This window comes from Streptomyces sp. NPDC104106, from assembly GCF_055584345.1.
Genome location: NZ_JBVJMF010000001.1, coordinates 23,390 through 44,881, shown reverse-complemented (window position 1 = coordinate 44,881; position 21,492 = coordinate 23,390). Strand labels below are relative to the sequence as shown.

The following is a 21,492-nucleotide window of genomic DNA, read 5'->3' as shown; positions in this document are numbered from 1 at the left end:
GGGGGTCTGCTCGCGGAGGAGTACGAACCGGACCTCGGCTGCCAGGTGGGCAACTTCCCGCAGGCCTTCAGCCACATCGCGCTGGCCGGGCAGCCAGTCCAGCTCCCACTCCGGCAGCCGCCGCTCGCCCGCCACGCCGTACATGATCTGCAGGTCGGCCGGGGCGCCGGCGACCGCGCGCAGCAGCCAGTCGCGCCATGCCTCCGCCTCCTTGTGGTACCCCGCCGACAGCATGGCCTCCAGCGTGAGGGTGGAGTCGCGAAGCCAGCAGTAGCGGTAGTCCCAGTTGCGCACGCCGCCGGGTTCCTCGGGCAGCGAGGTGGTGGGCGCGGCGACGACCCCGCCCGTCGGGGCGTAGGTGAGGGCCTTGAGCGTGATCAGGGACCGGACGACGGCGTCCCGGTACGGTCCGGCGTAGCGGCCAGCGGGACGCCCAGCGCCGCCAGTCCCGGACACTGCCGCTCAGCGCCTCCTGGGGGTCGATGAGCGGGGGGCGCGGCTCGTGCGAGGGGTGCCAGTTGAGCACGAACGCGACCCGTTCGCCCTCGCCGACGGTGAACTTCGAGCGGGTGCAGTAGTCCTCGCCCCAGGTGCGCACCGGCGGCTCGGAGCGCAGCCAGACCGAGTCCGGTCCCGCTACGGCCACCCGGTGCCCGTCCGCGCGGCGCATCCACGGCATGATCGAGCCGTAGTCGAAGCGCAGGCGCAGCGTGCTGTGGACGGTGACCCGGCCGCTGACCCCCTCGATGACGCGCACGACGTCGGGGGCGTGCTCGCGCTGCGGCATCAGGTCGGTGACGCGGACCGTGCCGTCGGCCGTCTCCCACTCGGTGTCCAGGACGAGGGTGTCGGGCAGGTAGCCGCGGCGCGTGCAGGTGTCCGCGCCCTCGGGGGCGATCCGCCAGTGCCCGTGCCGCTCGTCGCCCAGCAGCCGGGCGAAGCAGGCGCCGGCGTCGAAGCGGGGCAGGCACAGCCAGTCGATCGAGCCGTCCCTGCCCACCAGGGCGGCGGTCTGCTCGTCGCCGATGAGGGCGTAGTCCTCGATGCGCGCGTTCACGGGATGCGGGTTCCCGGCGGCTCTGAGGGCCGATCAGGTGGTGCGCCGGGGGAGTGACGGGGGCGTGAGCGGCCCTCGGACACCGGTGATCACACGGTGGCCGGTTCGCTCTCCTCGGGCGTTCCCGGCGAGGCCTCGGCCGCCGCGGCCTCCTCCCGGTCGCGGATCTCGCGCCGGACCAGGAACCACCAGCCGACCGGCACGGCGGCGGCGAAGAGCCACCACTGGATCATGTACGCGTAGTTCAGCGGGGCGTCCTCGCTGCCCGGATCGGAGATCTGCTCCGGCGAGCCGGTCTGCGGTCCCGTCTGTTCGACGTAGCCGCCGAGCACCTGCGCGCCGAGCCGGTGCGCCTCCTCGGTGCTGTTGATCAGCATGATCTGCCGGTCGGGCAGGCCGTTGACGTTCTTGATGCCGCTGGCCGCGGTCGTCTCGTCGGCCATCAGCCGCCCGGTGATGGTCGTCCTGCCGGAGGGCGGGGCGGGGATCTTCGGGAAGGCGGTCTGGGCGCCGTCCGCGGGGACCCAGCCGCGGTTGACGAGCAGCACCTTGCCGTCCGCGAGGACGAACGGGGTGAGGACGTGGAAGCCGACCTCGCCGTCGGCGTTGGTCCGGCGCCGGACCACTTCCTCCCGGGCGGTGTCGAAGGTGCCGGTCGCGGTGACCGTGCGGTACTTCTCGGTGCGGGTCACGGCGTGCCCGGGGGAGGAGAGCCGCTCGACCGGGACCGGGTTGGCGTGCAGCGCGGAGGAGACCAGGTTGTTGCGCGCCGTGCGCTCGTCGTACCGGTGCTGCTGCCAGAAGCCGAGCCGGATCATCGTCGGGATCAGCGCGATCGCGACGACCGTGAGGACGACCCACTGGACGGACAACAGGAAGCGGTAGCGGTGCACCCCACGACGGTACCTCCGCGCCATGGGGCGCCCGCACGCGGGTGCCGGTCACGAGGCCCGGTCAGACGCGGTCGACGATCCCCGTCTTGCCCGCCTCGCGGGCGCAGTGCGCGCCGCAGTAGAAGGTGCCGTCGGCCTCCACGCCCTGGCCGATGATCGAGACCTTGCACTTCTCGCAGACGGGGGCCATGCCCTTGATCGCGCAGGAGAAGCAGTCGAAGACGTGTACCGCGCCCTGGGCGTGGACCTCGAAGGTCATTCCGTAGTCATTGCCGCAAACTTCACATTTCGCCATGCGCCACAGGGTGGGCCGTCGCCGGGGCCCGGGCGAGCGGCCGCCGGGTGAGTCGTACGTCAATCACCCGTTCGTACGGTCGCTCGTCCGTGTGTGCGTCACGCGCGCGTCAGGCGTATGCGTCACGCGCGCGTCAGGTACGGGGGACACGCGCGTGCGTCACGTACGCGCGGCTGTGCGGCGATCACCCGTCCGCGGGCTCGACATCGCGCAGCAGCTGCCCGAAGGCGGCCTCGTCGACCACCGGGGTGCCGAACTGCCGGGCCTTGACCACCTTGGACGTACCCGAGTCGGGGTCGTTGGTCACCAGCAGGCTGGTCAGCCGGGAGATGCTGGACGCCACATGCAGCCCGGCCTCGGTCGCCCGGTCCTCCAGCAGTTCGCGGTCGATCGAGGTGTCCCCGGAGAACGCCACCCGCATGCCCTGTTTGAGGCGTTTGCCGTCTTCGTACCGTCCGGGGTTGGGATAGGGGCATGCGGGCTTTTTGCGGGAGGGGCGCCAACTGCCCGGCCGGTAACCGTCGTAACCGCCGGACGGCTGCCGGGGCACCGGGCGGTCCGACCACTCCGTCAGCGGCCGGCACTCCAGCAGCGGCAGCCGTACGCCGCCCGCCGCCGCGGCCCGCAGACTCGGCCGGAACGCCTCCGCGAGCACGCGCGCGTCGTCCAGCGCGTGGTGCGCCCGCTGCTGCACGACGCCGTAGTGCGCCGCCAGCGACTCCAGCTTGAAGTTGGGCAGCGGCAGCCCCAGCTCCTTCGACAGCGCGATGGTGCACAGCCGCTGGCGCACCGGTGCCTCGCGCCGTGCGCGCGCGTACTCCCGCGCGATCATCTGCCAGTCGAAGACGGCGTTGTGCGCGACGAGCACCCGGCCGTCCAGCCGGGCGGCGAACTCCTCGGCGATGTCCGCGAAGAGCGGTGCCCCGTCGAGCACCTCGCTCGTCAGACCGTGTATCCACACCGGCCCCGGATCGCGCTCCGGGTTGACCAGCGTGTACCAGTGGTCCTCGACCTCGCCGCGCTCGTCCAGCCGGTACACGGCCGCCGAGATGATCCGGTCGTCCCGGGCCAGGCCGGTGGTCTCCACGTCAACGACCGCGTATCCCTTCGGATACGCGGCCGGCCACTGGGTGGGGGAGGACACTGCGGTCGCACGGTCTTCGAGCATGGTCACTGAGGATACGGGCCGGGACTGACACCGCGGTCCCACAGGTACCGCTCCGGGCGGCCGGGCACCGCACGCGTGTGCGCGCTTCGTCCATCCGCCCGCTCGGCCTCGCACGCCCGGCCGGGCCGGCCGGCCGGGCCGGCCGGCCGGGCCCAAGTTCCCTCCGCCGACGGCGGGTTCCGGCGCCGCCGCCGCCGGCACCCGCGACGAGCCCGGTGCCGGCGGCGGCCGGGCCGTGAACGTCTTGCCGCCCCCACCCCGTTGCGGACCCGGTCCGATGCGGGCCGCGGGGAGCGTCGGTGCGGCGCGAGCGACCTGGGGAGTGCGATCCTCGCTGCTGTGACGGAACCAACGCACGACGAGGCACACGGGGGCGCGCTCGGGTCGAGGCTGAACTGGCTGCGGGCCGCCGTGCTCGGCGCGAACGACGGCATCGTCTCCACCGCGGGAATCGTCGTCGGCGTGGCCGGCGCGACCCCGAGCCGGTCCGCCCTGCTCACCGCCGGACTCGCCGGCCTGCTCGCCGGGTCGATGTCCATGGCGGTCGGCGAGTACGTCTCCGTGTCCACCCAGCGCGACTCCGAAATGGCCGCGCTGGCCATGGAGAATCGGGAGCTGCGCGAGCAGCCCGAGGCCGAACTGGAAGAGCTGACCCGGCTGCTGGAGGACCGCGGCCTGACCCGGGAGGTGGCCCGGGAGGCGGCCGAACAGCTCACCGCGCGGGATCCGCTCCAGGCGCACGCGCGTGTGGAACTCGGTATCGACCCCGAAGAGCTGACCAACCCCTGGCACGCGGCCTGGGCCAGCTTCCTCGCCTTCACCGTGGGCGCGCTGCTGCCGCTGCTGGCCATCGTGCTGCCCCCGGCCGGTTGGCGGCTCCCCGTCACCGTCCTCTCCGTCCTGGCCGCCCTCGTCCTCACCGGCTGGGCCAGTGCCCGCCTCGGCTCGGCGGATCCCGGGCGGGCCGTGCTGCGCAACGTGGCGGGCGGGGCCCTGGCGATGGCGGTCACCTACGCGGCGGGCAGACTGCTGGGCGCCGCGGGCGTGTGACGGGAGGCCGGCAGGCCGGGGTACGGTGACGTGCGCTCGCACCCTCTGAGCGCATCGCACGACCCCCACGAGCAGGACCCTCGCCATGCGCGCCACCACCGTCCGTCCCGTACGCGCCGCTTCGGCGCCACCGACGTCGTCGCCGCGCGCGGGGAGCCGTCGCGGGAGCCGTACAGCCCGCCGACGTCGATCTGGCCCGGGCTGTGCGGGATCAGATCGCCGGCGGACACCACCGCGGCCAGGGCCAGGGCGGCGAGGAAGCCGGTCGCGGCCGCCAACGGCGCCCAGTTGCACGGCCGCTGGACCGGTGCCCCCGGCAGGCGCCGGGCGAGCGAGCGCACGAACAGCTCGCCCAGCGGCACGCTCAGCGCGGCGAACAGTACGGCCCGCCGCAGGCCGATGCCGCCCACCCCGGGCGCCGCGGCCTCCCCGGTGCCGCTCAGTGCCGCCGGCGGTCCCAGCAGCGGGACCCGGGCTCCCAGCGCGGTCAGGGCGAGGAGGGCGGCGGCCCGACCGGTGCCGGTCCGCCGGGCGGACACGTCTTCGTCGGTGGCCTCGGCGGCCGGTCGCATCGCGCTCACCCCGCGATCGTCGCCAGCCGTCACGGAACCGGGCAAGTCCCGGAAAACAACGAGGGGTTCGGCATTCCACGCAAACGTAGGTTTCCGGCCGCCCGTGCGCTCACCGCCACCGAGCCGGGGACGACCCCCAGGGCACCGGGGGCGCCGCCCAGTCCCGCGGGCCGCCCGCGAAGGCCACCGAGGGCAGGGCGTGGCGCAGCCGGCCGAGCGGGCCGTCCGTCTCGGCCAGCCAGGCGTCCGGGCCCTCGTACGGCGTGCCCGTGGCCGGAGCCGGGCGGATCCCGTCCGTCAGCCAGTGGGCGGTGCGGGCGAGCGCCAGCCGCACCGACCGGCCGCCGCCGTCGTACGACTGCTCGGTCAGGGCCCGCAGCACGGCCGCCGCCAGCAGGTAGCCGGTGCCGTGGTCCAGGGCCTGGGCGGGCAGCGCGCCCGGCTCCCCCTCCGGGCCTTCGGTCGCCGCGATGCCGGTGGCCACCTGCACCAGGCTGTCGAAGCCGCGCCGGCCGCCCCACGGCCCGTACGCGCCCCACGCCGAGACCTGCGCCACGACGAGCCCCGGCCGGCGCTCGGCCAGCGCGTGCGGGGAGAGCCCGAACCGGTCGAGGGCGCCCGGCCGGTAGCCGGTGACGACCACGTCCGCCGACGCCAGCAGTTCCTCGAAGGTGCCCCGGTCCGCGGTCAGGTCGAGCGCGGCGGAGCGCTTGCCGAAGCCCGTGTCGGCGTGCTGGTCGGACAGTTCGGGCAGCCGGGGGGTGTCCACCCGCAGCACGTCCGCGCCGAGCAGGGCGAGCGTGCGGGTGGCGACGGGACCGGCGAGGACCCGCGTCAGGTCCAGGACGCGCAGCCCGGCGGCGGGGAGCAGGGGAGCGGCGGCCGGGCCGATCGGCGTGAGCGCACGCGCGCGTGCGCAGTCCAGGCGCTCGCGCTCGACCAGCGGGCGTGCGACCACCTCGGCGGCCTGCCCGGTGGCGGCCCACTCCTGCGGCGAACGCAGGGCCACGGCGAGGCCGCCGGCGCCGTAGACCGCCTCCTCCACCTCCAGCGCGGGCCGTTCGGCGAACCGCGCGGCCGCCTGCTGCGCCGAGGCGTCCTGCGGCAGGCCCAGCACGCCGAGCAACCGCGTCCGGTGATGGGGGTAGTTGGCGTGGGTGCGCACCCAGCCGTCGGCCGTCCGCCAGAACCGCGACAGCGGCGCGAAGGCGACCGGGGCCCGACCGTCGACCAGCACGAGCCGCTCGCTGCGGAAGGCGGTCGCGACGGCGCCGTCGTCGACCCGGACGGCGGGCACCTCGGCGAGCCCGGCCCGGTGGGCCGCCAGCTCCGCGGCGGCCAGCGCGCAGGCGCCGACGCACGCGCGTGCCAGCTGCCCCACGGGAAGGCGCGCCGGGAGGGCGTCCGGGCGCCCGGCCACCGTCACCCGGGAGAGCAGGGCGGGATCGCCGCCCAGTGCGCTCCACGCGGACGCGATGTCGGACATGGTCCCGGATGGAATGTCTGACGGGACGTCTGACGGAATTGCTGACCGAATGCCTGACGCGATGTCTGTCATGGCTGTACTATGCATTATTGATGAATCAACATTGATTCAATCAATCTTGGAGGGATGAGGAGTGCGGCCAGTCCAGGCTCACCTCCTTGCGGACATCCGACGGCCGGAGCTGCCAGCCCAGCGCCTGGGCCCGCTCCGCGACGTACCGGGCCCCCGCACCCCGGTAGTCGCGCACCGGTATCAGCCACGTGCGCGGGGCCCGCGGCTTCGGCTTCGCGACCTGCTCGGTCCTGCGGGCGACGGCCTCGTCGACCAGGGCCCGGTAGTACGCGGCGTCGCCCTCGTGCCGTACCTCATGCCAGCCGACGCACCAGCGGGGCAGGGCCGCCCGCGCCGTCACGCGGTCGAGGAACCTCCCCGCGCCGTCCTCGGCCCGCGTGCTGAACGACGTCACGATCTCGGCCAGCGAGGCGAAGTCCAGCGCGAAGCCCCAGATGAACACGGCCAGCAGCCAGTGCACCGGTCGGTAGGCGAGGCTCACCGCGAAGCGCCGTACCAGCAACTGCGGGGCCGCGGCGGCGCGGGCTCCCAGACGGCCGGGCCTCGATAGGAATGCATGACCGGATCATGCCGTACGGGTGGGCGGCCGGGACGTGCCCCCGCCGGCCCACCCGTGCCGGTCCCTGCGGTGCCCTACCTGGTCACCGCGGCCAGCGCGTCCGCCGTGCCGTGGCCGTAGAAGCCGTTGTGGTTCTCCGGGCCCTCGCACACCGCGTCGACCTTGCCGTCGCCGTTGATGTCGTAGGGGTCCGTGCACGGCACGGCGTCGGCCTCCGCGTACAGCAGTGCCTTCACTAGGCTCGCCGGAGCGTGCGGATGGGTTGACTTGATCAATGCGGCAACGCCCGCGACGTGCGGGGTCGCCATCGAGGTTCCGGCCATGTAGCCCCACTTGCCGCCCGGCAGCGGGCCCAGGACGAGGCCGCTCGTGGCCGGGGGCTGCGGCTTCTGGTAGGCCGTCGAGTCACCGCCCGGCGCGGCGATGTCGATGACGCCGAGGCCGTAGTTGGAGAACGACGACTTCAGGCCCTTCGCGCCGGTCGCCGCGACCGTCACGACGCCCGGCAGCTGGGTCGGTATGTCGTAGCACGTGTGCGGGTCGATCACGCGGTCCGACGGCGTGCCGTCGTTCGGGGAGACCGGGTCGGTGATCGAGTCGGCCGCGAGGTCGTACCTCTCGTTGCCCGCCGCCGCGATGTTGACCGTGCCCTCCTTCTCCGCGTACCGCGAAGCCCGGGTGATGGCGTCCACCAGCGCCTTCTGATCCGGGTCGGTGGTGCAGTTGAAGTACCACGGGTCCGTGTAGTAGCTGTTGTTGGTCACGTCGACGCGGTGCTCGGCGGCCCACATGAAGCCGCAGACCACGGCCTCGGTGTAGAAGGAGCCCTTCGGGTTGGCGACCTTGATGCCGGCCACCTTCACGCCCGGCGCGACCCCTGTGACCCCGACGCCGTTCTTCGCGGCCGCGATCTCGCCGGCCACGTGTGTGCCGTGCGGGCTCTCCGACGCGCTCGGCCGCCAGGCGCCGTCCGTGGTGTCGGGCTTGCCGGACACACAGCTGACCGAGTCCGCGCGGTCGAAGTTGGGCGCGATGTCCGGGTGGGTGTCGTCCACGCCGGTGTCGATGACCGCCACCGTGACGTCGGGGCTGCCCAGGGTCTTCTCGTGCGCCTTGTCCGCCTTGATGGCCGGCAGGTCCCACTGCAACGGCTCCAGCGGGTCCTGACCCGCCGTCGCCTCCGCGCCGGCCGCGGCGACCTCCTGCGCGCTCAACGCCTTCGGCGTGCCCAGATCCGTGGTGGACTGGGCGGGCAGCGGCGCGGTGCGCGTGGCACCGGCCGAGTCCACCCCGCGCACCGCGCGGATCTCGCGGGCGAAGTCCGGGTCGGCCGAACGGGCGACGATCACGCCGATCTGGTCGTAGGCGATCACCACCGAGCCGTCGGCCTCGGCGATCGCCTTCTGCACGTACGTCGAGACGCCGTGCCCGGGGCGGGTGTTGACGACGTAACTGAGCGCGGTCCCGCCGGAGGCGGCCGCCGGGGTGTGTTCCGCCGGGATCCGCTCCGCCGCGGACGCGGTGACGTTCGGCAGGAACGCGAGGGCCGTGGCGAGGGCCGTCCCGGCGGGGACCGCAAGGGCGCGGCGCAGACGCGGCTTCGGGACTGTCATCTGTCGGTTCTCTCCAGTTCATCCGTGGTGCCAGCGTGCCGTGCGGGGATCCGGGGGCCCATGGAAGGGCACGAAGTCCCGGGGAAGGCCGTCTACTTGACTGCGCGCAGCGCGTCGACGATCCCGTACCCGTAGAAGCCGTTGACGCGCTCGCCGCCGACGCAGGTGGCGTCCACGACCCCGTCCCCGTCGCCGTCGTAGGGGCCGCTCGGGCAGCCCGGATTCTTCGCCTGGGCCTCGAGCAGGGCCGTCAGCCGCGCGGGCGTGGCGTGCGGGTGGACCGACTTCAGCAGCGCGGCCACGGCCGACACGTGCGGCGCCGCCATCGAGGTGCCCTGGAGGAAGCCGTACTGGCCGTTCGGCAGGGTGGACAGGATGCGGCCGTTCTTCGACGGGGTGTCCGGGATCTGGTACTTGTCGCCGCCCGGCCCGGCGACATCGACCACGCCCCGGCCGTAGCTGGAGTAGTACGCCTTGGCGCCCGTCACGCCCACCGCGCTCACGGTGACCACCCCGGGCAGCTGGGTCGGCACGTCGAAGCACCGGTGCGGGTCGACCGTGCGGGTCCGGGCGGTGGAGTCGTCGGGGCTGGAGGTGTCCGTGATCGCGGCCGCGTCGAGATCGTGGTTGGAGTTGCCCGCCGAGGCCACATTGAGCGTGCCCTTGCGCTGTGCGTACAGCTGGGCCCTGTTGACCGCGTCAACGATGGCGCGTTGATCAGGATCGTCCACGCAGTTGTACATCCATGGATCAACGTAGTAGCTGTTGTTCGTGATCTGTATGCCGTGATCGGCGGCGAACACGAAGGCGCAGACCACGCTCTCCGGGTAGAACAGCGACTTCTCGTCCGGCTGCGCCACCGTGATGCTCGCGACCCTCACCCCGGGTGCCACACCGGCGACACCGATGCCGTTGCGGGCCGCGGCTATCTCGCCGGCCACATGGGTGCCGTGGTAGTGGTCGGCGTCCACCGGCCGCCACGCTCCGTACGTCGTGTCCGCCCTGCCGCTCACGCAGTTCGCCGACTGGGAGGCCGAGAAGTTCGGCGCGATGTCCGGGTGGGTGTCGTCCACGCCCGTGTCGATCACGCCGACGGTCACACCGCGGCTGCCCGGGTTGATCCGCGCGGCCTTGTCGGCGCCGATCGCCCGGAGGTCCCACTGGTCCGCCTCCAGCGGCTCCTCGCCCGGCGCGGCGCTCTTCGCGAGCCGCGCGGCCTGCGCCTTCGTGAGGACCTGCACCGCGCCCTCGTCGGTCGTCCCCGCGGCGCTCACCGGCGCGGTCCGCGTGGCGCCCGCCGAGTCCACTCCGCGCACCGCACGCATCCGCGCGCCGAAGCCGGGGTCCGCGGAACGGACGACGAACACGCCGATCCTGTCGTAACCGGCAACGAGGGAACCGCCGCCCCGTGCGATCTCCCGCCGTACCGACTCGATCGTGCGGCGATCGGTACGGGTGTTGACCACGTAGGCGAGGTTCGGGCCGCCCTCGGCAGCCCGCACCGCCGTGGCCGTGGCGGGCGCCGCCGAGGCCGCCGCCGGCAGGAGGCCGAGTGAGGCGGTCAAGGACAGCGCGACGGGCACGGCGAGCGCGAGCCCGCGTCTGGAGCGCAGATGAGCCATGGGGTCTCCACATCATCCCGATACGGAACCGCCCGAGACACGGGTGTGGTGCTCGGGCAGGTACATGACGGTTGTGCATGGTGAAGCTATCCCGACAGTCTCTGATCATCAATGACTTGGCAATGACTCGACAAGACCACTTGCGGATCAACTCAGAAGACTTGAACCGGTCCTCGCGTGGCGCCGTGGACCTGGGGCAGGGAGCACGAGCACCATCGAGCCCCCCGTCGTCATGGCAACCGCGAACGCGAGGAGACCTCCGTGGCCACCGAGACACCGCCCCCCGCACCGTCGGGGACCCCCCTTCCCTCCACCGAGGAGTTCGCAGAGGTGCAGCAGAGCGCGGAGTTCGGCGAACTGCGCCGCGCCCACCGCTCGTTCGCCTTCCCGCTGACCATCGCCTTCACCGCCTGGTACCTGCTGTACGTGCTGCTCTCCAACTACGCGGGCGGCTTCATGGGCACCAAGGTGGCCGGCAACGTCAACGTCGCCCTCGTCCTCGGCCTCGCCCAGTTCCTCACCACGTTCCTCATCGCCTGGTGGTACGCGCGGCACGCCGCCGCGAAGCTCGACCCCAAGGCGGAGGCCATCAAGTCCCGGATGGAGGGCGGCGCATGAGCCCCGCGCGGCACACCCTGCTCGCCGCCGGCGCGGCGAGCGAGCACCGGACGCTGATCGTCACCCTGTTCGCGGTGTTCGTCGCCGCGACCCTCGTCATCACCGTCTGGGCCGGCCGCCAGACCAGGGACGCCGCCGACTTCTACGCCGGCGGACGGCAGTTCACCGGCTTCCAGAACGGCCTCGCCGTCTCCGGCGACTACATGTCCGCCGCGTCCTTCCTCGGCATCGCCGGCGCCATCGCCCTCTTCGGCTACGACGGCTTCCTGTACTCCATCGGCTTCCTCGTCGCCTGGCTGGTCGCCCTGCTCCTGGTCGCCGAGCCGCTGCGCAACTCCGGCCGCTACACCATGGGCGACGTCCTCGCGTACCGCATGCGCCAGCGCCCCGTCCGCACGGCGGCGGGCGTCTCCACCATCGTCGTGTCGATCTTCTACCTGCTCGCCCAGATGGCCGGCGCGGGCGTCCTGGTCTCCCTCCTCCTGGGCATCACCAGCGACGGCGGCAAGATCGGCATCGTCGCCCTGGTCGGCGTCCTCATGATCGTCTACGTCACCATCGGCGGCATGAAGGGCACCACCTGGGTCCAGATGGTCAAGGCCGTCCTGCTGATCCTCGGCGCCCTGCTGCTGACCTTCCTGGTCCTGCTGAAGTTCCACTTCGACATCTCCGAACTGCTCGGCAGGGCCGCCGACAACAGCGGCAAGGGCGCCGCCTTCCTGGAGCCCGGCCTGAAGTACGGCGCGACCGGCACCACCAAACTGGACTTCCTCTCCCTCGGCCTCGCCCTGGTCCTCGGCACCGCAGGCCTGCCGCACATCCTGATCCGCCTCTACACCGTCCCCACCGCCAAGGCGGCCCGGAAGTCGGTCATCTGGGCCATCGGCCTGATCGGCGCCTTCTACCTGATGACCCTCGCCCTCGGCTTCGGCGCGGCCGCGCTCATCAAGCCGGGCGAGATCATCGCCTCGAACAAGGCGGGCAACACGGCGGCCCCGCTCCTCGCGCTCCACCTCGGCGGCGTGGACTCGGGCGGGGGCGCCGTCCTGCTCGCCACCATCTGCGCGGTCGCCTTCGCCACGATCCTCGCCGTCGTCGCGGGCCTGACCCTCGCCTCGTCCTCCTCGTTCGCGCACGACATCTATGCCAACGTCATCAAGAAGGGGCAGGCCACCGAGAAACAGGAACTCGGCGCGGCCCGCTGGGCGACCGTCGGCATCGGCGCGGTGTCGATCGTCCTCGGCGCCCTCGCCCGTGACCTCAACGTGGCCGGCCTCGTGGCCCTGGCCTTCGCGGTCGCCGCCTCCGCAAACCTTCCGACCATCCTCTACAGCCTCTTCTGGAAGCGGTTCACCACCTCGGGCGCCCTGTGGTCGATCTACGGCGGACTGGTCACCGCGGTCGGCCTGGTGCTGTTCTCACCGGTGGTCTCCGGCAGCCCGGCCTCGATGTTCCCCGAGGCCGACTTCCACTGGTTCCCGCTGGAGAACCCCGGCATCATCTCCATCCCCGCCGGCTTCCTCCTCGGCGCCGTGGGAACCCTTCTGTCGAAGGAGACCCCGGACGCCGGCAAGTACGCCGAACTGGAGGTGCGGTCCCTGACGGGCACCGGAGCGCACTGACACGAGCACTGACACCTTCGTACGACGGCCGCGTCGCCCGGGACTGTACGGTCCTACGACGCGGCCCCGTCGCAGCTCGTGGGATCGGGCCGCTGTCGTTGTCAGCGGTGTCACGTAGGCTCGCCAGTGACGGACGACTCGTCCGCGGCGGACAATTGGGTGACCGAGAGGGAGGGGGCCCACGTGCTCATCGACACCTACGGCCGAGTGGCCACCGACCTGAGGGTCTCGCTGACCGACCGGTGCAATCTGCGCTGCACCTACTGCATGCCCGAGGAAGGCCTGCAGTGGCTGGCCAAGCCCGACCTGCTGACGGACGACGAGATCGTCCGCCTCATCGACATCGCGGTCCGGCTGCTCGGCATCGAGGAGGTCCGCTTCACCGGCGGCGAACCCCTGCTGCGCCCGGGCCTGGTCGGCATCGTGGAGCGGGTCGCGGCCCTCGCCCCCCGCCCCCAGATGTCGCTGACGACCAACGGCATCGGCCTCAGGCGCACCGCGGCGGCCCTGAAGGCGGCCGGCCTGGACCGGGTCAACGTCTCGCTGGACACCCTGCGCCCGGACGTCTTCAAGACCCTGACCCGCCGCGACCGGCACAAGGACGTCATCGAGGGGCTGGAAGCCGCCCACGCCGCCGGCCTCACCCCAGTGAAGATCAACTCGGTCCTGATGCCCGGCCTGAACGACGACGAGGCCCCCGACCTGCTCGCCTGGGCGATCGAGCACGGCTACGAACAGCGCTTCATCGAGCAGATGCCCCTCGACGCCCAGCACGGCTGGAAGCGCGAGGGCATGGTCACCGCCGGGGACATCCTCGCCTCCCTGCGCACCCGCTTCGACCTCACCCCCGAGGGCGCAAACGAGCGCGGCTCGGCCCCGGCGGAGCGCTGGCTGGTCGACGGCGGCCCGCACCGCGTCGGGGTGATCGCCTCCGTCACCCGCCCGTTCTGCGCGGCCTGCGACCGCACCCGCCTCACGGCCGACGGCCAGATACGCACGTGCCTGTTCGCCACCGAGGAGACCGACCTGCGCGCGGCCCTGCGTTCGGACGCTCCCGACGAGGAGATCGCCCGGATCTGGAAGCTGGCGATGTGGGGGAAGAAGGCGGGAGCGGGCCTGGACGACCCGTCGTTCGTGCAGCCGGACCGGCCGATGTCGGCGATCGGCGGCTAGGCTCCTTCGGGCTCCTGCCACTCCTCGAACCGCACCACGTCCTTCAGGAAGCCCCGCACCCCGAGGAACTGCGAGAGATGCTCGCGGTGCTCCTCGCACGCGAGCCATGTCTTGCGCCGCTCCGGCGTGTGGATCTTGGGGTTGTTCCACGCCAGCACCCACACGGCGGCGGCGTGGCAGCCCTTGGCGGAGCAGATGGGGTTCTCGTCAGTCACGGGTTCGTCTCACACACAGGGGCCGGAACAAGACGACGCCGAGCAGCCACGGGGGGAGCTGCCCGGCGTCGGTTCGTCGCTCCGACGGGGGATGCGGAGCGCGTACGCAGTATGTCACGGCTACCCCGCCGCCCGGCACTGGAACTGCACGATTGATCTGAGCTTTTCTTGAGCTTCAGGGGTGGGCCGCATTCCGCTTCCCCGGCTGCCACCGCGCCGCCGGGACCCCGCCGCGACCGCACCGGGATCACGCCGGGTCGGACCGGTCCCCGCCTGCCGCCGTCGGCTGCGCCGCGGGGTCCTCCGGGGCGCAGCGCCGCGCCCCGCTCTCCTCCGTGCGCGGCGGTGCGATCATCGGCGGCGTCGGCATGGTGACGAACGTCGACGGCAGGGAGGGCGGCCGTTCACGACCGGCGTTGGCGATCACCACGGCGACGTAGGGGAGCAGCGCACCGAGCACCAGCGCCACGATCGCGACGTACCGCTCGACGTTCCACAGGGAGACCGCGAGGATCACCGACACCGTACGGATCGTCATCGAGATGACGTACCGCCGCTGCCGGCCCCGCACGTCCTCGGCGAGGCCGGTCCGGGCTCCGGTGATCCGGAACACCTGGACGCCGCCGTGCTGTTTCCGCATCACAGTCCACCATCCGCCCGCATCGGACTCTCTGGCCCGCACCGTCGACCGAACCCGGCCGGGAACCCGGGCGGGAACACGTCCCACGTTACGCCGCACCCGGTCCACCGACGAGACCGGGGCACCCACGGCCTGCGACAACGCCCGCGGCCCCGCCCCCGCACGGGCGAGCCCGACATGCGCCGCACGGTCCGGCCGCCGACACTGACCGTAGTGCTCACGTCGACCCGTACGAGGAGGCAGCCATGGGCTGGTTGTGGGCGATCATCGTGGGATTCGTGCTCGGCGTCATCGCGAAGGCCGTCATCCCGGGCAAGCAGCACAGCCCCCTGTGGCTCACCACCATCTGCGGCATGCTCGGCGCCATCGTCGGCAACGCCGTCGCCCGTGCCGTGGGCGTCGCCTCGACCCGGGGCATCGACTGGACCCGCCACATCTTCCAGCTCGTGGCCGCGATCATCATCGTGGCCGCCGTGGACGCCCTCTACATGGCGACGCTGGGCAGGAGGAAGACGCAGAGAGTCTGAGGGCGCCCCGGTCAGGAGCGCTCCGAAGCGGCGCCGGGCCGTACCGACACGCGGTCGTGCCCGGCGACGCTCCTCGCGCCCGCGACGTGCCTAGCCGGCGACAACCTCGACCGCGGCCAGGTTCCGCTTCCCCCGCCGCAGCACCAGCCACCGCCCGTCCAGCAGATCCTCCTTCGCCGGGACGGCGTCCTCGGACGCGACCTTCACGTTGTTCACGTAGGCCCCGCCCTCCTTCACCGTCCGCCGCGCGGCGGACTTGCTGGCGACGAGACCGACCTCGGCGAACAGGTCGACCACCGGACCCAGCTCGGTGACCCGGATGTGCGGCACCTCGGACAGCGCGGCGGCCAGCGTCGGACCGTCCAGCTCCGCCAGCTCGCCCTGCCCGAACAGGGCGCGGCTCGCGGCGATCACCGCGGCCGTCTGCTCGGCGCCGTGCACCAGCGTCGTCAGTTCCTCGGCCAGCGCCCGCTGCGCCGCCCGGGCCTGCGGACGCTCCTCGGTCTGCCGCTCCAGCTCCTCCAGCTCCTCACGGGACTTGAAGGACAGGATCCGCATGTACGTCGAGATGTCCCGGTCGTCCACGTTCAGCCAGAACTGGTAGAACGCGTACGGCGTCGTCATCTCCGGGTCGAGCCAGACGGCGCCGCCCTCGGTCTTGCCGAACTTGGTGCCGTCCGCCTTCGTCATCAGCGGGGTGGCCAGCGCGTGCACCTCGGCGCCGGGCTCCAGCTTGTGGATCAGGTCCAGGCCCGCCGTGAGGTTGCCCCACTGGTCGCTGCCGCCCTGCTGGAGCGTGCAGCCGTAGCGTCGGTAGAGCTGCAGGAAGTCCATGCCCTGCAGGATCTGGTAGCTGAACTCCGTGTAGCTGATGCCCTGGTCGGACTCCAGGCGGCGGGCCACCGAGTCCTTGGTCAGCATCTTGTTGACGCGGAAGTGCTTGCCGATGTCCCGCAGGAACTCGATCGCGGTGAGGCCCGCGGTCCAGTCGAGGTTGTTGACCATGATCGCGGCGTTCTCGCCCTCGAAGGACAAAAACGGCTCGATCTGCGCGCGCAGCCTGCCGACCCAGCCGGCCACCGTCTCCGGGTCGTTCAGCGTGCGCTCCGCCGTCGGGCGGGGGTCGCCGATCAGACCCGTGGCGCCGCCGACCAGCGCCAGCGGCCGGTGCCCGGCCTGCTGGAGCCGGCGCACGGTGAGCACCTGGACCAGGTGCCCGACGTGCAGGGACGGCGCGGTCGGGTCGAAACCGCAATAGAACGTGACGGGACCGTCCGCGAGCGCCTTGCGCAATGCGTCCTCGTCGGTGGACAGGGCGAACAGCCCACGCCACTTCAACTCGTCGACGATGTCCGTCACGGTTCTCGTGTCTCCTCGATGGTCTTCGGGCGGCCGGGTGACACCCGACCACGAACGCCTACGAGGTTATACGCCCTGACTGACAGAGCTCATGTTGAAATCCGGGACGCGCAGCGCCGGCATCGCGGCCCGCGTGAACCAGTCGCTCCATTCGCGGGGGAGCGTCTTCTCGGTGCGCCCGGCCTCGCTCGCCCGCCCCAGCAGGCCCACCGGCGACTCGTTGAACCGGAAGTTGTTCACCTGCCCGGTCACCTCGCCGTTCTCCACGAGGTAGACACCGTCCCGGGTCAGGCCGGTCAGCAGCAGCGTCGCCGGGTCGACCTCGCGGATGTACCACAGGCAGGTCAGCAGCAGTCCGCGCTCGGTGCTCGCGACCATCTCGTCCAGCGACCGGTCGCTTCCGCCGTCCATGATCAGGTTCCCGAGCGCCGGGGCGACCGGCAGACCGGTCAGCGCCGCGCTGTGCCGGGTGGTCGTCAGGTGCTTCAGCACGCCCTCGCCGATCCATTCGGTGGCGTGCGTGGGCAGTCCGTTGTCGAACACCGACTGATCGCCGCCGGACGAGTGGGCGACCACGAACGGCGGGCACTCCAGGCCCGGCTCGTTCGGATCGCTGCGCAGCGTCAGCGGCAGCTCGGACAGCCTGTCGCCCACGCGCGTGCCGCCGCCCGGCCTGGAGAACACCGTGCGGCCCTCCGCCGCGTCCCGGCCCGACGCCGACCACAGCTGGTAGATCAGCAGGTCCGCCACGGCCGTGGGCGGCAGCAGTGTCTCGTAGCGGCCGGCGGGCAGTTCCACGCGCCGCTGCGCCCAGCCCAGCCGTACGGCCAGCTCGGCGTCCAGGGCGCCGGGGTCGACGTCCTTGAAGTCCCGCGTGGAACGGCCGGCCCATGCCGAGCGCAGCCGGTCCGGCGACTTGGCGTTCAGCTCCAGCGTGCCCGTGGGCTGGTCGTGCCGCAGCCGCAGTCCCGTGGATGTGCCCACATACGTCGACACCAGCTCATGGTTGGCGAAGCCATACAATTCGCGGCCGCCCGCACGCGCGCGTGCGAACGCCTCGCCGAGCGCCGGGGCGAAGTCGGCGAACACCGCGGAGGAGGTCTCGGCGGGCGCGTCGGTGAAGTCGGGGGCCTGCGGCACCCCGCTGACCAGAGGCTGCGCGTCCTCGGCGGGTCCGGCGCCGCGCGCGGCGGCCTCGGCGGCGCGGACGAGGGGCTCCAGTTCGTCGGCGGTGACGGCCGACCGGGACACGACACCGGAGGCCGTGCCCTGCGCGCCGTCCACCGTCGCGATCACGGTGAGGGTACGACCGCGCGTCACCCCGTTCGTGGTGAGCGCGTTGCCCGCCCAGCGCAGGTTGGCGGTCGAGTGCTCGTCGGCGATGACGACACAGCCGTCGGCCCGGGACAGCGCGAGCGCCTGCTCGACGATCTCGTGCGGCTTGTTGCTGCGGGCGCTCATCGGCCGGCCTCCTGCGTGGTGTTCAGAATGTTGACGCTCTTGAAGAGGGCGGACGGGCACCCGTGCGACACGGCCGCCACCTGTCCGGGCTGGGCCTTGCCGCAGTTGAAGGCGCCGCCGAGGACGTACGTCTGCGGACCGCCCACGGCGGCCATCGACCCCCAGAACTCGGTGGTCGTCGCCTGGTACGCCACGTCCTTCAGCTGCCCGGTGATCCGCCCGTTCTCGATCCTGAAGAAGCGCTGCCCGGTGAACTGGAAGTTGTAGCGCTGCATGTCGATCGACCAGGACCGGTCGCCGACGACGTAGATGCCCCGGTCGACGCCTCCGATCAGGTCCTCGGTCGACAGCCCCGCCGGATCCGGCCGCAGCGAGACGTTGGCCATGCGCTGCACCGGCACATGCGCCGGCGAGTCGGCGTACGCGCACCCGTTGGACCGCTCGAACCCGGTCAGCCTGGCGATCCTGCGGTCCAGCTGGTAGCCGACCAGCGTGCCGTCCTTCACCAGGTCCCAGGACTGCGCCTCGACGCCCTCGTCGTCGTACCCGATGGTCGCGAGGCCGTGCTCGGCGGTGCGGTCGCCGGTGACGTTCATCAGCTCGGAGCCGTACCTGAGCTTGCCCAGTTGGTCGAAGGTGGCGAAGGAGGTACCGGCGTAGGCGGCCTCGTAGCCGAGGGCCCGGTCCAGTTCCGTGGCGTGCCCGATGGACTCGTGGATCGTCAGCCACAGGTTGGACGGGTCGACCACCAGGTCGTACAGGCCCGGCTCCACGCTCGGCGCCCGCATCTTCTCCGCGAGCAGCTCCGGGATCCGCTCCAGCTCGCCGTCCCAGTCCCAGCCGGTGCCCGTCAGATACTCCCAGCCGCGCCCGGCCGGCGGGGCGATGGTCCGCATGGAGTCGAACTCACCGCTGGACTCGTCGACCGAGACGGCCGTCAGCTCCGGATGCAGCCGCACCCGCTGCTGGGTGGTCACCGTACCCGCCGTATCGGCGTAGAACTTGTTCTCGTGCACGGTGAGCAGCGAGGCGTCCACGTGGCTCACACCCGGCGCGGCCAGCAGCCGCGCGCTCCAGTCCGCGAGCAGCGCCGACTTCTCCTCGTCGGGTACCGAGAACGGATCGATCTCGTACGACGAGATCCACGTCCGGTCGGCGTGCACGGGCTCGCCGGCCAGCTCCACCCGCTCGTCCGACCCGGCGGCCCTGATCACCTGGGCGGACAGCTTGGCCATCGCCACCGCCTGCGAGGCGACCCTGGCCGCCGCGTCCAGGGTCAGATCGACCCCGGAGGCGAAGCCCCACGTGCCGCCGTGCACGACCCGGACCGCGTACCCGAGATCGGTGGTGTCCGACGACCCGGCGGGCTTGGCGTCCCGCAGCCGCCAGGAGGCGCTGCGCACCCGCTCGAACCGGAAGTCCGCGTGCTCGGCCCCGAGCGCACGCGCGCGTGCCAGCGCGGCGTCGGCGAGGGGCCGTAGGGGAAGCGCTGTGAAGGCTTCGTCGATGGAATGGGGCACGGAGCTCTCCCTGCTGTCGTGGTCGATCCGGCGGCTGTCGGGTCCGATCATGTCGCGCGGGCGCCCTGGCGGACTACACGGTTTCGGCCCCGTCCCGCTCCTTTCTGTAGGGATCCGACAGGGACTCACCCGAGCCACTGTCGGTGCCCGCTTGCCCGAGCGCGCGGCGGTACCGATAGGTTTTCGATGAAGCCGCCTGTCATCGACGTGTTCAGGCGGGTGGGTCCGCCGCTTCACACCGCTATCGAAAGGGTGATCCGTTGAGCCGCTCGGTTCTCGTCACCGGAGGAAACCGGGGCATCGGCCTCGCCATCGCCCGCGCATTCGCCGACGCCGGCGACAAGGTCGCGATCACGTACCGCTCGGGCGAGCCGCCGGCCGCCCTGACGGAACTGGGCTGCCTCGCCGTCAAGTGCGACATCACCGACGCCGAGCAGGTGGAGCAGGCCTACAAGGAGATCGAGGACCAGCACGGTCCGGTCGAGGTGCTCATCGCCAACGCCGGCGTCACCAAGGACCAGCTGCTGATGCGGATGTCCGAGGAGGACTTCACCTCGGTCATCGACACCAACCTCACCGGCACCTTCCGCGTCGTCAAGCGCGCCAACCGCGGCATGCTGCGCGCCAAGAAGGGCCGCGTCGTCCTGATCTCGTCCGTGGTCGGCCTGCTGGGCTCGGCGGGGCAGGCGAACTACTCCGCCTCCAAGGCCGCCCTGGTCGGATTCGCGCGCTCCCTCGCCCGTGAGCTGGGCTCGCGCAACATCACCTTCAACGTCGTCGCGCCCGGCTTCGTCGACACCGACATGACCAAGGCGCTCACCGACGAGCAGCGCGAGAACATCGTGTCTCAGGTGCCGCTCGGCCGTTACGCGCAGCCCGAGGAGATCGCCGCGACGGTGCGGTTCCTCGCCTCGGACGACGCCTCGTACATCACTGGAGCCGTCATCCCCGTTGACGGCGGACTGGGAATGGGTCACTGATCACCATGAGCGGAATCCTTGAGGGCAAGCGCATCCTGATCACCGGTGTGCTGATGGAGTCCTCCATCGCCTTCCACGCCGCCAAGCTGGCGCAGGAGCAGGGCGCGGAGATCATCCTGACCGCCTTCCCGCGGCCCACGCTGACCGAGCGCATCGCCAAGAAGCTGCCGAAGCCCACCAAGGTCATCGAGCTGGACGTCACCAACGACGAGCACCTCGGCCGGCTGGCCGACATCGTCGGCGAGGAGCTCGGCGGCCTCGACGGCGTCGTGCACTCCATCGGCTTCGCGCCGCAGGACGCGCTCGGCGGCAACTTCCTCAACACCCCGTTCGAGTCCGTCGCCACCGCCATGCACGTCTCGGCGTACTCCCTGAAGTCGCTGACCATGGCCTGCCTGCCGCTGATGCAGAACGGCGGCTCGGTCGTCGGCCTCACCTTCGACGCGCAGTACGCGTGGCCGCAGTACGACTGGATGGGCCCGGCCAAGGCCGCCCTGGAGGCGACCAACCGCTACATGGCCCGTGACCTGGGCAAGCAGAACATCCGCTGCAACCTCGTCTCGGCGGGCCCGATCGGCTCCATGGCCGCGAAGTCCATCCCGGGCTTCACCGAGCTGGCCGCCGTCTGGGACACCCGCTCCCCGCTGGAGTGGGACCTGAAGGACCCGGAGCCGGCCGGCCGCGGCATCGTCGCCCTGCTGAGCGACTGGTTCCCGAAGACCACCGGCGAGATCATCCACGTCGACGGCGGGCTGCACGCCATCGGCGCGTGACACCGCCGCTGAGCCCTGGCCGACGTCCGAGGCCCGCACCCCTTACGGGCGTGCGGGCCTCGCGCGTGCCAGGGGCGGGCGTGGCGGTGCCCGCAGGTGAACGGGATGCCGAGGGCCGCGCGCCTGTGGCCGGTTCGGGGCGAGGTGGATCGCGCGGCGCGGGCCGCGGCCCGTCCGGGGCCTGTCCGGCACGTCCCGCGCGCAGCGGCCGACAGCC

Annotated in this window: 19 protein-coding genes and 2 pseudogenes; 7 read left to right on the top strand and 14 right to left on the bottom strand. The window is 72.1% G+C overall.

The window, feature by feature from the left end; translation table 11 throughout:
- Window positions 1–84: 84 nt before the first annotated feature.
- The 4 genes and pseudogenes from ACZ60X_RS00225 to ACZ60X_RS00210 all read right to left on the bottom strand — a co-directional run.
- Window positions 85–1,057: pseudogene (locus ACZ60X_RS00225) on the bottom strand (glycoside hydrolase family 15 protein); the annotation flags it as partial.
- Window positions 1,058–1,146: 89 nt separating this feature from the next.
- Window positions 1,147–1,974, bottom strand: coding sequence for an SURF1 family cytochrome oxidase biogenesis protein (locus ACZ60X_RS00220; RefSeq protein WP_469591689.1), 828 nt, complete (start codon window positions 1,972–1,974; stop codon window positions 1,147–1,149).
- A 37-nt stretch (window positions 1,975–2,011) separates the two neighbouring features.
- Complete coding sequence (locus ACZ60X_RS00215) at window positions 2,012–2,245, bottom strand: hypothetical protein (RefSeq protein ID WP_469591687.1); 234 nt, start codon at window positions 2,243–2,245, stop codon at window positions 2,012–2,014.
- Between the two features lie 184 nt (window positions 2,246–2,429).
- Window positions 2,430–3,413, bottom strand: a complete 984-nt coding sequence (locus tag ACZ60X_RS00210) for a DEDDh family exonuclease (protein WP_469591685.1) — start codon at window positions 3,411–3,413, stop codon at window positions 2,430–2,432.
- Between the two features lie 339 nt (window positions 3,414–3,752).
- Here ACZ60X_RS00210 and ACZ60X_RS00205 point away from each other — a divergent pair, with 339 nt between their 5' ends.
- Window positions 3,753–4,463, top strand: a complete 711-nt coding sequence (locus ACZ60X_RS00205; protein ID WP_469591683.1) for a VIT1/CCC1 transporter family protein — start codon at window positions 3,753–3,755, stop codon at window positions 4,461–4,463.
- Between the two features lie 155 nt (window positions 4,464–4,618).
- On the opposite strand, the pseudogene ACZ60X_RS00200 reads toward ACZ60X_RS00205, so the two are convergent.
- From ACZ60X_RS00200 to ACZ60X_RS00180, 5 genes and pseudogenes are all read right to left on the bottom strand, one after another.
- Window positions 4,619–5,035: pseudogene (locus ACZ60X_RS00200) on the bottom strand (hypothetical protein); the annotation flags it as partial.
- A gap of 109 nt (window positions 5,036–5,144) precedes the next feature.
- On the bottom strand, window positions 5,145–6,521 hold the full coding sequence (locus tag ACZ60X_RS00195) for a CoA transferase (protein ID WP_469591681.1): 1,377 nt from the start codon (window positions 6,519–6,521) through the stop codon (window positions 5,145–5,147).
- Window positions 6,522–6,633: 112 nt separating this feature from the next.
- The gene (locus ACZ60X_RS00190; protein WP_469591679.1) at window positions 6,634–7,074 is read right to left on the bottom strand and encodes a hypothetical protein; all 441 of its coding nucleotides are present in this window, start codon (window positions 7,072–7,074) and stop codon (window positions 6,634–6,636) included.
- Between the two features lie 152 nt (window positions 7,075–7,226).
- Window positions 7,227–8,765 (bottom strand): S8 family serine peptidase, encoded by a 1,539-nt coding sequence (locus ACZ60X_RS00185; protein ID WP_469591677.1) that lies wholly within the window; start codon window positions 8,763–8,765, stop codon window positions 7,227–7,229.
- 92 nt (window positions 8,766–8,857) lie between these two features.
- Window positions 8,858–10,387, bottom strand: coding sequence for a S8 family peptidase (locus ACZ60X_RS00180; protein ID WP_469591675.1), 1,530 nt, complete (start codon window positions 10,385–10,387; stop codon window positions 8,858–8,860).
- Window positions 10,388–10,648: 261 nt separating this feature from the next.
- On the opposite strand from ACZ60X_RS00180, the gene ACZ60X_RS00175 reads away from it, so the two are divergent.
- From ACZ60X_RS00175 to moaA, 3 genes are all read left to right on the top strand, one after another.
- On the top strand, window positions 10,649–11,005 hold the full coding sequence (locus tag ACZ60X_RS00175; protein WP_469591673.1) for a DUF485 domain-containing protein: 357 nt from the start codon (window positions 10,649–10,651) through the stop codon (window positions 11,003–11,005).
- Window positions 11,002–12,627, top strand: a complete 1,626-nt coding sequence (locus ACZ60X_RS00170; RefSeq protein WP_469591672.1) for a solute symporter family protein — start codon at window positions 11,002–11,004, stop codon at window positions 12,625–12,627. The genes ACZ60X_RS00175 and ACZ60X_RS00170 overlap by 4 nt, the downstream gene beginning before the upstream one ends.
- A gap of 183 nt (window positions 12,628–12,810) precedes the next feature.
- Complete coding sequence (moaA, locus tag ACZ60X_RS00165; protein WP_469592949.1) at window positions 12,811–13,800, top strand: GTP 3',8-cyclase MoaA; 990 nt, start codon at window positions 12,811–12,813, stop codon at window positions 13,798–13,800.
- Here moaA and ACZ60X_RS00160 read toward each other — a convergent pair.
- Together ACZ60X_RS00160 and ACZ60X_RS00155 are read right to left on the bottom strand one after the other, a co-directional pair.
- Window positions 13,797–14,015 carry a hypothetical protein gene (locus ACZ60X_RS00160; protein ID WP_469591669.1) on the bottom strand — a complete coding sequence of 73 codons (219 nt, stop codon included), beginning with the start codon at window positions 14,013–14,015 and terminating at the stop codon, window positions 13,797–13,799. The two genes, moaA and ACZ60X_RS00160, sit on opposite strands and share 4 nt — an antisense overlap.
- Window positions 14,016–14,262: 247 nt before the next feature.
- Window positions 14,263–14,655 carry a DUF3099 domain-containing protein gene (locus ACZ60X_RS00155; protein ID WP_469591667.1) on the bottom strand — a complete coding sequence of 131 codons (393 nt, stop codon included), beginning with the start codon at window positions 14,653–14,655 and terminating at the stop codon, window positions 14,263–14,265.
- Between the two features lie 245 nt (window positions 14,656–14,900).
- Here ACZ60X_RS00155 and ACZ60X_RS00150 point away from each other — a divergent pair, with 245 nt between their 5' ends.
- On the top strand, window positions 14,901–15,182 hold the full coding sequence (locus tag ACZ60X_RS00150; RefSeq protein WP_469591665.1) for a GlsB/YeaQ/YmgE family stress response membrane protein: 282 nt from the start codon (window positions 14,901–14,903) through the stop codon (window positions 15,180–15,182).
- A gap of 90 nt (window positions 15,183–15,272) precedes the next feature.
- Here ACZ60X_RS00150 and tyrS read toward each other — a convergent pair whose 3' ends face one another.
- The 3 genes from tyrS to ACZ60X_RS00135 all read right to left on the bottom strand — a co-directional run bounded on the left by tyrS (window position 15,273) and on the right by ACZ60X_RS00135 (window position 19,522).
- Entirely contained in the window at window positions 15,273–16,541 is a 1,269-nt protein-coding gene (gene tyrS / locus ACZ60X_RS00145; RefSeq protein WP_469591663.1) for a tyrosine--tRNA ligase, read from the bottom strand.
- Window positions 16,542–16,607: 66 nt separating this feature from the next.
- Window positions 16,608–18,002, bottom strand: a complete 1,395-nt coding sequence (locus ACZ60X_RS00140) for a metallopeptidase TldD-related protein (RefSeq protein ID WP_469591662.1) — start codon at window positions 18,000–18,002, stop codon at window positions 16,608–16,610.
- Entirely contained in the window at window positions 17,999–19,522 is a 1,524-nt protein-coding gene (locus ACZ60X_RS00135; protein ID WP_469591660.1) for a TldD/PmbA family protein, read from the bottom strand. Before ACZ60X_RS00135 ends, ACZ60X_RS00140 begins: the two co-directional genes overlap by 4 nt.
- 260 nt (window positions 19,523–19,782) lie before the next feature.
- Between ACZ60X_RS00135 and fabG the strand changes: the two genes are divergently transcribed.
- Both fabG and fabI read left to right on the top strand, forming a co-directional pair.
- Entirely contained in the window at window positions 19,783–20,502 is a 720-nt protein-coding gene (gene fabG, locus ACZ60X_RS00130) for a 3-oxoacyl-[acyl-carrier-protein] reductase (RefSeq protein WP_469591658.1), read from the top strand.
- A 5-nt stretch (window positions 20,503–20,507) separates the two neighbouring features.
- A complete protein-coding gene (gene fabI, locus ACZ60X_RS00125; RefSeq protein ID WP_469591656.1) occupies window positions 20,508–21,275 on the top strand; it encodes an enoyl-ACP reductase FabI in 768 nt (255 codons plus the stop codon).
- Window positions 21,276–21,492: the final 217 nt, after the last annotated feature.